The organism is Pseudomonas sp. A1230 (assembly GCF_044218825.1).
Classification (GTDB): domain Bacteria; phylum Pseudomonadota; class Gammaproteobacteria; order Pseudomonadales; family Pseudomonadaceae; genus Aquipseudomonas; species Aquipseudomonas iridis.
Map to the genome: position 1 here is coordinate 199,613 of NZ_CP162582.1, position 15,877 is coordinate 215,489.

General features: G+C 58.6%; 16 protein-coding genes. 13 read left to right on the top strand and 3 right to left on the bottom strand.

Annotation, left to right across the window (positions count from 1 at the left end):
* Positions 1-157: 157 nt before the first annotated feature.
* Both AB4P97_RS00920 and AB4P97_RS00925 read right to left on the bottom strand, forming a co-directional pair.
* Entirely contained in the window at positions 158-1,399 is a 1,242-nt protein-coding gene (locus AB4P97_RS00920; protein WP_200617098.1) for a transporter associated domain-containing protein, read from the bottom strand.
* A 12-nt stretch (positions 1,400-1,411) separates the two neighbouring features.
* Positions 1,412-2,224, bottom strand: a complete 813-nt coding sequence (locus AB4P97_RS00925) for an inner membrane protein YpjD (protein WP_042557821.1) — start codon at positions 2,222-2,224, stop codon at positions 1,412-1,414.
* Between the two features lie 210 nt (positions 2,225-2,434).
* Between AB4P97_RS00925 and ffh the strand changes: the two genes are divergently transcribed.
* From ffh to AB4P97_RS00955, 6 genes are all read left to right on the top strand, one after another.
* Positions 2,435-3,811, top strand: a complete 1,377-nt coding sequence (ffh, locus tag AB4P97_RS00930) for a signal recognition particle protein (RefSeq protein ID WP_395601961.1) — start codon at positions 2,435-2,437, stop codon at positions 3,809-3,811.
* Positions 3,812-4,060: 249 nt separating this feature from the next.
* Positions 4,061-4,312: a 30S ribosomal protein S16 gene (gene rpsP, locus AB4P97_RS00935; RefSeq protein WP_042557823.1), complete on the top strand. Its 252-nt coding sequence runs from the start codon at positions 4,061-4,063 to the stop codon at positions 4,310-4,312.
* Between the two features lie 5 nt (positions 4,313-4,317).
* On the top strand, positions 4,318-4,854 hold the full coding sequence (rimM, locus tag AB4P97_RS00940) for a ribosome maturation factor RimM (RefSeq protein WP_042557824.1): 537 nt from the start codon (positions 4,318-4,320) through the stop codon (positions 4,852-4,854).
* Between the two features lie 44 nt (positions 4,855-4,898).
* On the top strand, positions 4,899-5,609 hold the full coding sequence (gene trmD / locus AB4P97_RS00945) for a tRNA (guanosine(37)-N1)-methyltransferase TrmD (RefSeq protein WP_230679664.1): 711 nt from the start codon (positions 4,899-4,901) through the stop codon (positions 5,607-5,609).
* A gap of 45 nt (positions 5,610-5,654) precedes the next feature.
* Positions 5,655-6,005 carry a 50S ribosomal protein L19 gene (rplS, locus tag AB4P97_RS00950; RefSeq protein ID WP_003175895.1) on the top strand — a complete coding sequence of 117 codons (351 nt, stop codon included), beginning with the start codon at positions 5,655-5,657 and terminating at the stop codon, positions 6,003-6,005.
* 149 nt (positions 6,006-6,154) lie between these two features.
* Complete coding sequence (locus tag AB4P97_RS00955) at positions 6,155-6,568, top strand: acyl-CoA thioesterase (protein ID WP_042557826.1); 414 nt, start codon at positions 6,155-6,157, stop codon at positions 6,566-6,568.
* A 118-nt stretch (positions 6,569-6,686) separates the two neighbouring features.
* Here the strand turns inward: AB4P97_RS00955 and AB4P97_RS00960 are convergent, their stop codons facing one another.
* Positions 6,687-8,495: a cation:proton antiporter gene (locus AB4P97_RS00960; RefSeq protein WP_395601962.1), complete on the bottom strand. Its 1,809-nt coding sequence runs from the start codon at positions 8,493-8,495 to the stop codon at positions 6,687-6,689.
* Between the two features lie 108 nt (positions 8,496-8,603).
* On the opposite strand from AB4P97_RS00960, the gene xerD reads away from it, so the two are divergent.
* The 7 genes from xerD (at position 8,604) to AB4P97_RS00995 (ending at position 15,796) form a co-directional block, all read left to right on the top strand.
* Positions 8,604-9,500, top strand: coding sequence for a site-specific tyrosine recombinase XerD (xerD, locus tag AB4P97_RS00965; RefSeq protein WP_042557828.1), 897 nt, complete (start codon positions 8,604-8,606; stop codon positions 9,498-9,500).
* Positions 9,501-9,649: 149 nt separating this feature from the next.
* The gene (dsbC, locus tag AB4P97_RS00970) at positions 9,650-10,381 is read left to right on the top strand and encodes a bifunctional protein-disulfide isomerase/oxidoreductase DsbC (protein ID WP_042557829.1); all 732 of its coding nucleotides are present in this window, start codon (positions 9,650-9,652) and stop codon (positions 10,379-10,381) included.
* A 131-nt stretch (positions 10,382-10,512) separates the two neighbouring features.
* Positions 10,513-11,817: a homoserine dehydrogenase gene (locus AB4P97_RS00975; RefSeq protein ID WP_047299866.1), complete on the top strand. Its 1,305-nt coding sequence runs from the start codon at positions 10,513-10,515 to the stop codon at positions 11,815-11,817.
* A 104-nt stretch (positions 11,818-11,921) separates the two neighbouring features.
* Complete coding sequence (gene thrC / locus AB4P97_RS00980; RefSeq protein WP_395601963.1) at positions 11,922-13,331, top strand: threonine synthase; 1,410 nt, start codon at positions 11,922-11,924, stop codon at positions 13,329-13,331.
* Positions 13,332-13,451: 120 nt separating this feature from the next.
* Entirely contained in the window at positions 13,452-14,825 is a 1,374-nt protein-coding gene (locus AB4P97_RS00985) for a transporter substrate-binding domain-containing protein (RefSeq protein ID WP_395601964.1), read from the top strand.
* A 117-nt stretch (positions 14,826-14,942) separates the two neighbouring features.
* Entirely contained in the window at positions 14,943-15,350 is a 408-nt protein-coding gene (locus tag AB4P97_RS00990) for a response regulator (protein ID WP_042557834.1), read from the top strand.
* A gap of 164 nt (positions 15,351-15,514) precedes the next feature.
* Positions 15,515-15,796, top strand: a complete 282-nt coding sequence (locus tag AB4P97_RS00995; protein WP_042557835.1) for a DUF3509 domain-containing protein — start codon at positions 15,515-15,517, stop codon at positions 15,794-15,796.
* The last annotated feature ends 81 nt before the right edge of the window (positions 15,797-15,877 follow it).

The following is a 15,877-nucleotide window of genomic DNA, read 5'->3' on the forward strand; positions in this document are numbered from 1 at the left end:
GAGGTTCGGCAGGGCTTGGGTAAGCCGGCTCGATTATAGGAAGGTGGCTAACGATTGAACAAGAGTAAAAGATCGCAGTCTTTGGCAGTTCCCACATTCGGAATACGTTCCCCTGTAGGAGCTGCCGAAGGCTGCGATCTTTTGATCTTTTGATCTTCTATCTGGCAGGCACCAGAGCAGGTACAGAAGAGGTATGCCAGATCAGCACCTTGCTGACCCGGTTCTCCTCGGTCTCGAGAATCTCCAGCCGATAACGGCCGATCTTCAGGCAAACAGCGCTTTCCGGGATGGTTTCCAGCGCCTCTGTTACCAGGCCATTGAGGGTTTTCGGCCCATCGCTGGGCAAGTGCCAGCCCAGGCACTTGTTCAACTCACGGATCGAGGCGGCGCCGTCGATCATCATGCGGCCATCGGCTTGCGGGTGAATGTGCGGGTTATCGAGGCTGTGCTCGCTTTCGAATTCGCCGACGATCTCTTCGAGAATGTCTTCCAGCGTGACGATGCCGAGCACTTCGCCGTACTCGTCGACCACCATGCCCAGACGTCGCTGCTGCTTGTGGAAGTTGAGCAGTTGCAGCTGCAGCGGTGTGCTTTCGGGCACGAAGTACGGCTCGTAACTGGCGGCCAGCAGTGCTTCGCGGGTCAGGTCGTTATTGTTCAGCAAGTGACGAATCTGCCGGGTGTTGAGCACGGCTTCAACCTGGTTGATGTCACTGTGGAACAGCGGCAGGCGCGTGCGCTTGGTGTTGCGCAGTTGTTCGATGATTTCTTCGATCGGGTCGTCGAGGTTGATACCGTCGACGTCACTGCGCGGCACCAGAATGTCGTTGACCGTAATGTTGTCCAGCGCATGGATACCCGACACCGGGTGCGCGCGAACCGGGTGCTCCGGGTCAGCGTGACGATCAACCGGCTCATCGTCTTCGCTTTGCTGCACGACCTGGGCTTTGCGCACTAGCGGCGCCAGGAGCAAAGCGCTGATGCGGCTGAACAGCCACGCCAAGGGATAAATGATCTTCAGCGGCACCGCCAGCAGCGAATTGCCAAACGCCAGCACGGCATCCGGATAACGCCGGGCGATGGTGCGCGGGAAGTAATCGGCAAATACCAGCAACACCGCACCGACACCCAGGCACGCCGCCCAAGGGCCGTTTTCTTCACAGAGGAAAATCGCCAGCAGTGTGGCGATCACCACCGCGAGCGCACGGCACAGGGTGTTGCAGAGGATCAGGCTGTCGAGCGGGAAGCTCAGCTTCGCCAGTGGTTTATCGCTGGCGCGTGAGGCGGTGCGTTGTGCGAGCAGGTGCTGCTGCGCGATTTCGACGGCGGTAAATAGCCCCGACCATAAAACCAGCAGGACAAATACCGCGAGCATCGGCCCTATGGGCAAACCGTCCATTTATGCCGCCCGTCAGATGTGCAGAATGTATTCACGAACCAGTTTGCTGCCGAAATACGCCAACATCAGCAGGCAGAAACCGGCGAGGGTCCAGCGAATCGCCTTGTGGCCACGCCATCCGAGACGATTCCGGCCCCACAGCAGCACGCTGAAAACGATCCAGGCCAGGCAAGCCAGCAGGGTCTTGTGGACAAGATGCTGGGCGAACAGGTTCTCGACGAACAGCCAGCCGGAGATCAGCGACAGCGACAGCAGCGTCCAGCCGGCCCAGAGGAAACCGAACAGCAGGCTTTCCATGGTTTGCAGCGGCGGGAAGTTCTTGATCAGCCCGGACGGGTGCTTGTGCTTGAGCTGGTGGTCTTGCACCAGCAGCAGCAAGGCCTGGAACACCGCGATGGTGAACATGCCGTAGGCGAGGATCGACAATAGAATGTGCGCGAGGATACCCGGCTCTTCATCGATGATCTGCACCGTGCCGGTCGGCGCGAATTGCGCCAGCAACACGGTGATAGCACCCAGCGGGAACAGCAACACCAGCAGGTTCTCGACCGGAATCCGCGAGCAGGCGAGCAGCGTCAGGGCGATCACTGCCGCCGCGATAAGACTGGAGGCACTGAAAAAATCCAGGCCCAGACCGATCGGGGTCAGCAAATGAGTGAGCAGGCTGGCGCTGTGAGCCACGACGGCGAGGACGCCGAGCGTAACCAGCAGGCGCTTGTTCGCCTTGGCTCCGGTGGCCAGACGAGTGCTCTGATAAATAGTCGCAGCGGCGTATAGAAGGGCGGCGGCGAGGGTAGTCAGCAAACTGGGTGACAAGGGGAGCATAAATCCTGTTAGGCAAGCCCGAAAGGCGCTGAGTTTGGCATAGAACCCCCATGACACGAAAGACTCAGGAAGCTGACAGCGAGGTGTCCGCCAGACGCAGTCTTCGCTATAATCCGCGACCTGCCCACGCCGCAGGCTCGCCGAGCACATGTTGATTCCGGTCTGGGCCGCCATTATCCCGGTCTACACAGGGCCTGAAAGGATCGCGCAATGTTTGAAAACTTAACCGACCGTCTCTCACAGACGCTGCGCCATGTCACCGGCAAGGCGAAGCTGACTGAAGACAATATCAAAGACACCCTGCGTGAAGTGCGCATGGCGTTGCTCGAAGCCGACGTCGCCCTGCCGGTGGTCAAGGACTTCGTCAATTCGGTCAAGGAGCGCGCTGTCGGCACCGAGGTGTCGCGCAGCCTGACGCCGGGCCAGGCGTTCGTGAAGATCGTCCAGGCCGAACTCGAAAGCCTGATGGGCGCAGCCAACGAAGACTTGAACCTGAGCGCCGTGCCGCCCGCCGTCATTCTGATGGCCGGTCTGCAGGGGGCGGGTAAAACCACCACCGCCGGTAAACTTGCGCGCTTCCTTAAAGAACGCAAGAAGAAGTCGGTCATGGTCGTGTCGGCGGACGTTTACCGCCCGGCGGCGATCAAGCAGCTGGAAATGCTGGCCGGTGAAGTCGGTGTGACCTTCTTCCCGTCCGACCTGAGCCAGAAGCCGGTCGACATCGCCAGAGCCGCTATTAAAGAAGCAAAGCTCAAGTTTATTGATGTGGTCATCGTCGACACCGCCGGTCGTCTGCACATCGACGAAGAGATGATGGGCGAGATCAAGGCGCTGCACGCCGCGATCAACCCGGTCGAAACCCTCTTCGTGGTCGATGCCATGACCGGTCAGGACGCCGCCAACACGGCCAAGGCCTTCGGTGATGCACTGCCGCTGACCGGTGTGATCCTGACCAAGGTCGACGGCGATGCACGTGGTGGTGCCGCCCTGTCGGTGCGCGCCATCACCGGCAAGCCGATCAAGTTCATCGGTATGGGCGAGAAGAGCGAAGCGCTCGATCCGTTCCATCCTGAGCGTATCGCTTCGCGGATTCTCGGCATGGGCGACGTGCTCAGTCTGATCGAACAGGCTGAAGCGACCCTCGACAAAGACAAAGCCGACAAGCTTGCTAAAAAGCTGAAGAAGGGCAAGGGCTTCGATCTCGAAGACTTCCGCGATCAGCTGCAACAGATGAAAAACATGGGCGGCCTCGGTGGGCTCATGGACAAACTGCCGAGCATCGGCGGCGTCAACGTGTCGCAAATGGGCAATGCCCAGAACGCCGCAGAGAAGCAGTTCAAGCAGATGGAAGCCATCATCAACTCCATGACCCCGGCCGAGCGCCGCGACCCTGAGCTGATCAGCGGTTCGCGCAAACGCCGGATCGCCATGGGTTCCGGCACTCAGGTGCAGGACATCGGCCGCTTGATCAAGCAGCACAAGCAGATGCAGAAGATGATGAAGAAATTCACCGCCAAAGGCGGAATGGCGAAAATGATGCGCGGCATGGGCGGTATGTTGCCCGGCGGCGGCATGCCAAAAATGTAAAAAACTGGCCGGTCGTCGCACCGGCGCAGGCCCCGCAAGGATGCGGGATCAACAGCAAACCCGCGCTTGGCGGGAGCTGACTGGCCGTTTTAAACGACGGCTCTATATGCAAATCTGCACGGCATGCCATAGGCGCCGGAAAAAGTCATTTGCAAAAGTCCGGATATTCCTTAGAATATGCGGCCTTTCGGGCACCTATGCCCGCTGTGCATTTAGATTTGCAGCACCGACTACAGGAACGATGTTCACATGCTAACAATCCGTCTTGCCCTTGGCGGCTCCAAAAAGCGCCCGTTTTACCACCTGACCGTAACCGACTCGCGTAACCCGCGTGACGGCTCCCACAAAGAACAGGTTGGTTTCTTCAACCCTGTTGCCCGTGGTCAGGAAATCCGTCTGTCCGTGAACCAAGAGCGCGTAGCCTACTGGCTGAGCGTTGGTGCACAACCTTCTGAGCGCGTTGCTCAGTTGTTGAAGGAAACTGCCAAGGCTGCGGCCTGAGCAATATGAACGCGACGCCTGCTGTTGCTGATGATTTGATCGTTATTGGCAAAATTTATTCTGTTCATGGCGTTCGCGGCGAAGTGAAGGTTTATTCCTTTACTGATCCGACTGAAAACCTGTTGCAGTACAAAACCTGGACGCTCAAGCGCGAAGGCAATGTCAAACAGGTCGAGCTGGTCAGTGGACGCGGGAGCGATAAGTTCCTGGTCGCAAAGCTCAAGGATCTTGATGATCGTGAAGAAGCTCGTCTTCTGGCCGGTTACGAGATCTGCGTGCCGCGCAACATGTTCGCTGAATTGACCGACGGTGAGTACTACTGGTACCAACTCGAAGGTCTGAAGGTTATTGATCAACTGGGCCAGTTGCTCGGAAAAATCGATCATCTTCTGGAAACCGGCGCCAATGATGTAATGGTAGTCAAGCCTTGCGCTGGCAGCCTGGATGATCGCGAACGCCTGTTGCCCTATACGGAGCAATGCGTGTTGGCAGTCGACCTCGCAGCGGGCGAGATGAAGGTGGATTGGGATGCGGACTTCTAAGCGTGGCTAACTTGCGCGTAGAAGTGATCAGTTTGTTTCCCGAGATGTTTTCCGCCATTGGCGACTACGGCATCACCAGTCGTGCGGTCAAACAGGGGCTCTTGCAGCTGACCTGTTGGAATCCGCGAGATTACACGACGGATCGGCATCACACTGTGGACGATCGCCCGTTTGGCGGTGGTCCGGGCATGGTGATGAAGATCAAGCCCCTGGAAGATGCGCTGGCTCAGGCCAAGGCAGCAGCCGGGGAGGAGGCGAAGGTTATTTACCTGTCCCCCCAAGGCCGTCAACTGAATCAGTCGGCGGTACGCGAGTTGGCACAATCGGATGCATTGATCCTGATTGCCGGCCGCTATGAAGGCATTGACGAGCGCTTTATTGAGGCTCATGTCGATGAAGAGTGGTCGATTGGCGACTATGTACTGTCTGGCGGTGAGCTGCCGGCCATGGTCCTGATCGATGCGGTTACACGGCTGCTGCCTGGAGCTTTAGGGCATGCGGACTCCGCTGAGGAAGATTCCTTTACGGATGGTTTGCTGGATTGCCCGCACTACACCCGACCTGAGGTGTATGCGGATCAGCGTGTTCCCGACGTGTTGCTAAGTGGCAATCACGCGCATATCCGGCGTTGGCGTTTACAGCAGTCCCTTGGTAGGACCTATGAACGACGCGCCGATCTTCTGGAAAGCCGCTCGCTTTCTGGAGAAGAGAAGAAGCTGCTCGAGGAATATATCCGCGAGCGGGACGATAGTTAACAACGTATCGATGGTAGATCAGTTGATTTACCTTAGGAGCACAGCATGACCAACAAAATCATCCTTGCACTCGAAGCAGAGCAGATGACCAAAGAAATCCCTACCTTTGCCCCAGGCGACACCATTGTCGTTCAGGTGAAAGTGAAGGAAGGCGATCGTTCCCGTCTGCAAGCGTTCGAAGGCGTTGTAATCGCCAAGCGTAACCGCGGCGTGAACAGTGCGTTCACCGTACGTAAAATCTCCAACGGTGTTGGCGTAGAACGTACTTTCCAGACCTACTCCCCGCAGATCGACAGCATGGCTGTTAAACGTCGCGGTGACGTACGTAAAGCCAAGCTGTACTACCTGCGCGACCTGTCGGGCAAAGCAGCTCGCATCAAGGAAAAACTGGCTTAAGTCCAGCTTCCGATGCAGAAAAAAGCAGCCTTCGGGCTGCTTTTTTGTTGTCCGAAATTCACCAAATCCCCCTGTAGGAGCTGCCGAAGGCTGCGATCTGTTGATCTTGCTTTTCATTCGGAAGCCCGTCACACAAGAGCAGTAACACCATGACCCCCCGCGACCAGGAAATCGAACGCCGCACCGAACTCTCGGTGACCCGCGTCACCAAAGCCGTCTTTCCGCCGACCACCAACCATCACAACACCCTGTTCGGCGGCACTGCGCTGGCATGGATGGATGAAGTGTCTTTCATCACCGCCACGCGTTTCTGCCGCTTGCCGCTGGTGACCGTGTCTACTGACCGCATCGACTTCAATCATGCAATCCCGGCGGGCTCCATCGTTGAGCTGGTAGGGAAAGTGATCAAGGTCGGCAACACCAGCCTCAAGGTCGAAGTGGAAGTGTTTGTCGAGAGCATGAGCTGCGACGGTCGCGAGAAAGCGATTCATGGTCAGTTCAGCTTTGTGGCGATTGATGATGACAAGCGACCGGTGCCGGTGCTGCCAGGGTTTGCTGCCTGATCCAGAACTGAGTCGCGTCATTCGCGAGCAGGCTCGCTCCCACAGTGATCAGGGTAAACACAAAATTCATGTCCGGCACACAACCTGTGGGAGCGAGCCTGCTCGCGAAGACTTCAGGTCAGGCGCCGCTGATCTCAGGCTGAATCAGAGCCAACACTGTCCACCCGGATCCCGGCTTCACCGCAGTCTCCGGCGTCACCACATGCACCCAGCCACTGTCATCGCGCATGAACAGCAACGTTGCCCGATTACCATGCAGCGCGCGGTAATCATCCCAGCCAAACCCATCCGTCAGCGTCGTGCTGTACAACTCGGCACCCTGACTCAGCCGACTGGCCAGTTTCGCGTAAGTGAGAGCTTCGCTGCCCAACTGATTACCACGGTGCTCCAGACTCGCCCGATGCTTATCGCTGCGGCGGCTTTCATGACCGCTCGCCAATCCGAAAAGGCGCTGATGCCCGAAGTCATGGCGAAAGCGCATTGCCGCCAGGGTGTTGAGTTCTCCTGACGGCGACAGCGCCAGCAAGTGCCCCAGCCCGACCAGATCCAGGTGCGCATCGGCATGTTGCGAAGCCGGGTTGCCAAAGTACGTCGGTATGCCTTCCATGCGAGCGGCACGAATGTTTTCCCAGCTCGAATCGGTCAGCAAAACCCGGCTGCCGAGTTGTTGCAGCGACTTGCCCAACTCCCGCGCCGGAGCATTCGCGCCAACGATCAAAAAACCGCTGGGGGCCGGTTCGGCGACCTTCAATAGTCGGGCAAGGGGGCGCGCCGTGGCACTTTGCAGGACCACCGTGCCGATGATCACCGCAAAGGTCAGCGGCACCAGCAGCAGCGCACCTTCATGTCCGGCTTCGTGAAGGCGAATCGCGAAAATCGCCGACACCGCCGCCGCCACTATTCCCCGTGGGGCAATCCAGCACAACAGCGCCCGCTCACGCCAACTGAGGCTGGAACCGGCGGTGCTGAGCAGCACGTTCAGCGGCCGGGCGATCAGTTGAATCACCAGCAACAGAATCAACACCAGCGGCCCCAATCCGATCAGGGCGTAAAGGTCCAGACGCGCTGCCAGCAGAATGAACAACCCGGAAATCAGCAGCACGCTGAGGTTTTCCTTGAAGTGCAGAATGTGCCGCACATCCACGCCCTTCATGTTGGCCAGCCACATGCCCATCAGCGTCACCGCCAGCAGGCCGGACTCGTGCATGACCTCGTTGGACGCAATGAAAATCCCCAGCACTGCCGCCAACGAGGCGAGGTTATGCAGGTACTCGGGCAGCCATTGCCGACGAATGACCGTGCCCAGCACCCAGCCACCGACGATCCCGAACACCGCGCCGCACAAAATGACGCCGCCGAAAGTGAACAGGCTCTGCTTGAGGCCATGCCCCTCGGCACTGGCGATGATGAAGCTGTAGACCACAACGGCGAGCAGGGCGCCGATCGGATCAATGACGATCCCTTCCCAGCGCAGAATGTTGGCAATAGAGGCTTTCGGGCGCACCACACGCAGCATGGGTACGATCACCGTAGGCCCGGTCACCAGGGTCAGGCTGCCGAAGAGAATGGCCAGCATCCAGTCGAATCCGAGCAGAAAGTGGGTCGCGATCGCGATGACGATCCAGGTCGAGATCGCACCGATGGTCACCAGTCGGTGGACGACGCTACCAATCTCGCGCCATTCCGACAGATGCAGGGTCAGGCTGCCCTCGAACAGGATCAACGCCACTGCCAGCGACACCAGCGGCATCAACAGGGGGCCGAACATTTCCTGTGGATCAAGCCAGCCCAGCACCGGACCGACCAGAATGCCGGTCAGCAACAGAAACAAAATTGCCGGCAATTTCAAGCGCCAGGCCAGCCACTGGCACCCCAGCGCCGCCGCTCCAATTGCGCCAAACGCCATTAGGATTTGCTGTTCGTTCATTGAAGCTCCCTGTTCCTTGAAATGGCGGGCTATGAAAGACTAGCGCCCATTCCTACAGTTCACTCTTCATTTGCGTGCATTCTTTGAGACTGCATGCCTTGAGCGCCCATGCCTGCCATCGACCATCCGCAGATTGACCAATTCCTCGACGCTTTGTGGCTTGAAAAAGGCCTGTCCGACAACACTCGCGACGCCTACCGCAGTGATCTGGCGCTATTCAACGGCTGGCTGCAGGAAAAGAACCTGGAGCTGATCAACGCCGGTCGCGAACTCATTCTCGATCATCTGTCCTGGCGCCTGGAGCAAAACTACAAGCCACGCTCTACCGCCAGATTTCTCTCCGGCGTGCGTGGCTTTTATCGGTATTTGCTGCGAGAAAAGATCATCACCGTTGACCCGACGTTACGCATCGACATGCCCCAGCTGGGTAGGCCGCTGCCCAAGTCACTGTCGGAAGCCGACGTCGAGGCACTGCTCAAAGCGCCGGATCTGAGCGAAGCCATCGGCCAGCGCGACCGCGCCATGCTTGAGGTGCTTTACGCCTGTGGTCTGCGGGTCACCGAGTTGATCAGTCTGACGCTCGAACAGGTCAACCTGCGTCAGGGCGTGCTGCGGGTGATGGGCAAGGGCAGCAAGGAGCGGCTGGTGCCGATGGGCGAGGAGGCGATTGTCTGGGTTGAGCGTTATATGCGTGACGGTCGCAGCGAGCTGCTCGGCGGCCGGCCCAGTGACGTGCTGTTCCCCAGTCAGCGGGGTGAGCAGATGACTCGCCAGACGTTCTGGCACCGGATCAAGCATCAGGCCAAGGTCGCCGGGATCGGCAAGTCGCTGTCGCCGCACACCTTGCGCCATGCGTTCGCCACGCATTTGCTCAACCATGGCGCGGACTTGCGCGTGGTGCAGATGTTGCTCGGGCACAGCGATCTCTCGACCACCCAGATCTACACCCACGTCGCCCGGGCACGCTTGCAGGACCTGCACGCCAAGCACCACCCCAGAGGCTGATCAACTTGGCCACAAGTGTTGTGACAGGCGCATTCGGCCACCGTGGCCTTATGTGTTAGGCTTTGCCGGTTTGCACGGTGGACGGTTATGACCCGGTGTTTCGGCACGGGCGTTCTGATCGATCCATTTGTCCGCCTTCAGGAGTTCTCATGCGTCTGACCCAGATTTTCGCCGCCGCAGCCATTGCGTTGGTCAGTACCTTTGCCGTCGCCGATGACGCGGCCAACAAGGCAATTCGTCAAAGCCTCGAAAAACTCGAACTCGAGGTTCCGGTAGAAAGCATCAACGCCAGCCCGCTGCCAGGCATGTATGAAGTCAAGCTCAAGGGCAGCCGCGTGCTGTACGCCAGCGCCGACGGCCAGTACATCGTTCAGGGCTATCTGTTCCAGCTCAAGGACGGCAAGCCGGTCAACCTGACCGAGAAGGCTGAACGTCTGGGCGTCTCCAAACTGGTCAACGCCATTCCGGTTGCCGAAACCGTGGTTTACCCGGCCGTGGGCGAAACCAAATCGCACATCACCGTATTCACCGACACCACCTGCCCGTACTGCCACAAACTGCACGCCGAAGTGCCTGAGCTGAACAAGCGCGGTATCGAAGTGCGTTATGTGGCGTTCCCGCGTCAGGGCCTCGGTTCGCCGGGTGACGAGCAACTGCAAGCCGTGTGGTGCTCCAAAGACAAGAAAGCCGCCATGGACAAAATGGTCGATGGCAAGGAAATCAAGGCCGCCAAGTGCGAGAACCCGGTTTCCAAACAGTTCGCGCTCGGTCAGTCGATTGGAGTGAACGGCACACCGGCCATCGTTTTGGCCGACGGACAAGTCATTCCGGGCTATCAGCCGGCGCCACAAGTCGCCAAACTGGCGCTGGGCGCCAAGTAATTCGCATCGTCACGGTCAGCCTTTGACGATCATGGTCCGGTGGTAGCATCGCCGGGCCATTAATAGAGAGCCGCGAGTACGCGGTTGTTTTCCGGCCGACCCTGCGTCGGCCGTTTTATGGGGAGTTCACAGTGAATCCGGTCAAAGTAGGCATCTGTGGGTTAGGGACCGTCGGTGGCGGAACCTTCAACGTACTTCAGCGCAACGCCGAGGAAATTGCTCGTCGTGCCGGGCGTGGGATCGAAGTGGCACAAATTGCCATGCGCACGCCAAAGCCTCAGTTCCAGACGACCGGTATTGCGATTACCAACGATGTCTTCGAAGTGGCCACGAACCCTGAGATCGACATCGTCATAGAGCTGATGGGCGGCTACACCGTTGCCCGCGAGCTGGTACTCAAGGCCATCGAGAATGGCAAGCATGTGGTCACCGCGAACAAGGCTCTGATTGCCGTTCACGGTAATGAAATTTTCGCCAAGGCACGCGAGAAAGGCGTGATCGTGGCGTTCGAAGCGGCAGTGGCCGGTGGCATTCCGGTGATCAAGGCGATCCGTGAAGGCCTGTCCGCCAACCGCATCAACTGGGTTGCCGGGATCATCAACGGCACGGGCAACTTCATCCTCACCGAGATGCGTGAGAAGGGTCGCACCTTCGAAGACGTGCTGGCCGAAGCTCAGGCACTGGGTTACGCCGAAGCCGATCCGACCTTCGACGTTGAAGGCATCGACGCGGCGCACAAGCTGACGATTCTGGCCTCCATCGCGTTCGGCATTCCGCTGCAATTCGACAAGGCTTACACCGAAGGCATCACCAAGCTGACCACGGCTGACGTCAACTACGCCGAAGCGCTGGGCTATCGCATCAAGCACCTCGGCGTGGCGCGCAGCACTGACGCCGGCATTGAGTTGCGCGTACACCCGACGCTGATCCCGGCCGATCGTCTGATCGCTAACGTCAACGGCGTGATGAACGCGGTGATGGTCAACGGTGACGCCGCCGGTTCGACCCTGTTCTACGGTGCTGGCGCTGGCATGGAGCCGACGGCTTCGTCAGTGATCGCCGACCTCGTGGACGTGGTTCGCGCCATGACCTCCGACCCGGAAAACCGCGTACCGCATCTGGCCTTCCAGCCGGATTCGCTGTCGGCCCATCCGATCCTGCCGATCGAAGCCTGCGAAAGCGCCTACTACCTGCGCATTCAGGCCAAGGACCATCCGGGCGTTCTCGCTCAGGTGGCGAGCATCCTCTCGGAGCGTGGCATCAACATCGAGTCGATCATGCAGAAGGAAGTCGAGGAACACGACGGTCTGGTGCCAATGATCCTGCTGACCCACCGAGTGGTGGAACAGCGGATCAACGATGCGATCGCCGCTCTCGAGGCCCTGGCCGGCGTAGACGGTCCGGTTGTGCGGATCCGTGTCGAACACTTGAATTAACAGCAGCTACAAGCGGCAAGCCACAAGCGGCAAGACAAAGCGGTTCGGCTTTTTCTTGCAGCTTGTAGCTTGAAGCTTGCAGCTCAAACCGAAGGTTTGCCCTCATGCGTTATATCAGTACCCGCGGCCAGGCACCGGCCCTGAATTTCGAAGACGTCCTGCTGGCAGGTCTCGCCACCGATGGCGGTCTGTACGTCCCGGAAGTCCTGCCACGTTTCACCCAGGAAGAAATCGCTTCCTGGGCTGGCCTGCCGTATCACGAGCTGGCCTTTCGGGTTATGCGACCGTTCGTGACCGGCAGCATTCCGGACGCCGATTTCAAAAAGATTCTTGAAGAAACCTACGGCGTGTTCTCGCACAGTGCCGTCGCACCGCTGCGTCAACTGAACGGCAACGAATGGGTGCTGGAGCTGTTCCACGGCCCAACCCTGGCGTTCAAGGACTTTGCCCTGCAATTGCTCGGTCGTCTGCTCGACTACGTGCTGGAAAAGCGCGGCGAGCGCGTGGTGATCGTCGGTGCCACCTCGGGTGATACCGGTTCGGCTGCCATTGAAGGCTGCAAGCACTGCGAAAACGTCGACATCTTCATCCTGCACCCGCACAACCGTGTGTCCGAAGTGCAGCGTCGCCAGATGACGACGATTTTCGGCGAGAACATCCACAACATCGCTATTGAAGGCAACTTCGACGACTGCCAGGAAATGGTCAAGGCCAGCTTCGCCGACCAGAGCTTCCTCAAAGGCACGCGTCTGGTGGCAGTGAACTCGATCAACTGGGCGCGGATCATGGCCCAGATCGTCTACTACTTCCACGCCTCCCTGCAGTTGGGCGGCCCGGCGCGTTCGGTGTCGTTCTCGGTGCCGACCGGCAACTTCGGCGACATCTTCGCCGGTTACCTGGCGCGCAACATGGGCCTGCCGATCAACCAGTTGATCGTCGCCACCAACCGCAACGACATCCTGCACCGCTTCATGAGCGGTAACCAGTACGTCAAGGAAACCCTGCACGCGACATTGTCGCCGTCGATGGACATCATGGTCTCGTCGAACTTCGAGCGCCTGCTGTTCGACCTGCACGGTCGCAACGGCGTAGCGATTGCCGGGCTGATGGACTCATTCAAGCAGGGCGGTGGTTTCAGCGTCGAACAAGAGCGCTGGACCGAAGCCCGCAAACTGTTCGACTCGTTGGCCGTCGACGATGCGCAGACCTGTGAAACCATTGCCGAAGTTTACGAGCAGACCGGTGAACTGCTGGATCCGCACACGGCCATCGGTGTCAAAGCCGCGCGCGAGTGCCGTCGCAGCCTGGACATTCCGATGGTCATTTTGGGCACTGCCCATCCGGTGAAATTCCCGGACGCGGTGGAGAAGGCCGGTGTAGGAAAAGCTCTCGAGCTACCTGCACATCTTTCTGATTTGTTTGAGCGAAATGAGCGCTGCACCGTTCTGCCGAACGACCTGAAAGCCGTACAGGCCTTTGTCAGCCAGCATGGCAACCGCGGCAAGCCACTTTAAGCCCGCGAAAGCTGTCACATTTTGAAGCCCGTCTCCTGACGGGCTTTTTTGTTTCTACTGCCACACTGTTCGGGTTTTCACCCACGAAGGACGGGTGAGTCGATCACGAAGGATGTGGCAATGCTGTTTTATAGAGGTTTGAAACCGGCACTGGTTTGCCTGGTCTTTTTCGCAGTGATGGGACTGGTGCGCGGCAGTGTGGCGGCGCAACTGGCACTGCATGAAAACGCCGACTTGCCTGGCGTCCAGCCTGTCGAGCTGGACGCCCGCGAGCGCCAATGGATTCGCGACAACCCCAAGGTGACGGTGGCGTCGGTGCAGTACCCGTTGTATCTGTTTCAGGATGAACATGGGCACTGGAGCGGTCTGAACATTGATGTGCTCAAGCGCGTCACTGCGATGACCGGGCTTCGGTTTGAGCATCACGAGTCGTTTTCCACCGATCAGATGCTCGAGCGCCTCGAGAGTGGGCAGGCGGACATGAGTACCACCCTGGCCATGAGCGATGAGCGCAAAGTGTTTCTGGATTTCAGTCATGCATTTGGCGGCGCAGGGTGGGTGTTTGTCGGCCGCGCCGGAGCGCCATCGGTCGAGTCTCTGGAGCAACTGGCCACGCGTGTGCTGGTGCTACCAGCCCGGCATGCTCTCGAGGATGTGATCCGCCGCGAATACCCATCCATCCAGATCCGCTCGGTCAAGACCCACGCCGAAGCGCGGGCACTGGTCGAGAGCGGTGAGGCCTACGCAACCATCGAAAACGAAATCGGTGCGCAGCTTTATCCATTGGGGCTGCTCAAGGTCGGTGCTCTGGTGGAGGGCAAGTGGGAGGCTGAGCACCTGGCGGTACGCAAAGGCATGCCCGAACTCTTGAGTATTCTCAACAAGGCGCTGGAGGCGTTTCCCGCGGCCGAACTGCGCGCCATTCGCCTGAAATGGCTGGAGGGTATATCCCCGGCTCCGTCGCCCTCGCTTTGGCAGCGGATAATTGAGTGGGGCTGTTGGGCAGCGGTAGTCGCTGGCATATTCGGCCTGCTCTCGCTGGTGTGGAACCGACGGCTGACGGTGGTGATAAAGCAACGGCGCGCAGCCGAGAAAAGCCTTGGCGATCAATTGGCTTTTCAACATGCGCTGATCGACTCCATGCCCGATCCGATATTCGTTCGTGATCTGCAAGGATGTTTGATCATGTGCAACCGCAGTTATGAGGAGGCGCTTTCGGTTCGGCTGGATCAGATTCAGGGGCGGCTATTGATCGAGATCGATGCGTTGCCCGAAGCGACAGCGCTGATGCTGCACAACGAGTTCATGGTGCAGTTGCGCACGCGCAAGTCGCGCTTCAGCAAGCGCTATTTGCAGCTCAAGAACGGTCGCCGCGAGGTCTATCAGTGGACGGTGCCGTTCTACAGTGCCGACGGCAATCTGCGTGGTTTGCTGGGCGGCTGGACGGACATAACCCAGCGTCGGACGGAAAGCGGGTGCCGATGTCAGCACTGAAGATCGGAAATGTCCTATAAGACGCGGCTACTTTTCCGATGGGAGGCTTAAGAGGGCTGCCCTAGAGTGGACGATAAATGCGGTGTGAGTCCGCGATTGTCGCCCCAGAGGTCGCCCATGCGCTCGCTTAAAGTCCTGATTCTTGAACCCGATCCGTTTCAGATGATGGCATTGCATCAAATGCTCAATGCCATCGGCATCTATAACGTACTCACCGCGCCGTCGCTGGCCTCGGCCTTGTGTTCGCTGGATCATCGTGGTGCGGTCGATATCGCCATTTGCGATCCACAGCTCAAGGGCGGCCATGGCCTGGCGTTGATCCAGCATCTGGCGGTGCAGCGTGAGGCACGTGCGCTGATTCTTTTGGGGGCGGTCGCACCGAGTCTGCTGAACGATCTCGGGCCTTTGTTGAGCACTCATCGACTGCGACTGTTAGGACGTCTGCAAACGCCGGTATCGGCAGTATTGATGCGAGGTTTGCTGGACAGTTACCTGATCGCCCCCCTGCAACCCGCCGAGGTTTGATGCGGACGGTTTTTTTTCTGTCATCTTCGCCGTGCATGCTCTGACAGACCGGTGACACTCCAATGCTTGCGACCGGAATACAGAACTTTCTTCTCGGGCCGATTGTCATTTATTGTAGACATGCCCCAGACACAATGTTTTCGGACTATTGAGTGGAGATCGAGATGGAAAGTATCAGTCTATTGCTCGGTGAGGCTCTGAGCCCGTATCAGGTTTCGTTGTCTCCAAACGGTGCTCATGGCGAATGCCTGGTGAGCTTGAAGAACAGCAGCGGCGCGATTGTGGTGGAACGTGAATTCAATCAGGCGCAACTGACCGACAAGCGTCAGTTGACCGATGTTGTCGACGGCCTGCACCGTGACATCCTGATTGCCGAAGGACGCCTGGAACCCTGCGTGATCGCGGCCTTGCGCAATGCAGCTCTGGATAAGCGTCCGGCGGTTTGAAAAATGAAATGTCTTTTGTGGGAACCTTCCTGCATCCCTGTCAGTCAGACCCCGTAACAGCAAGATCAAGCATTGTGCTCC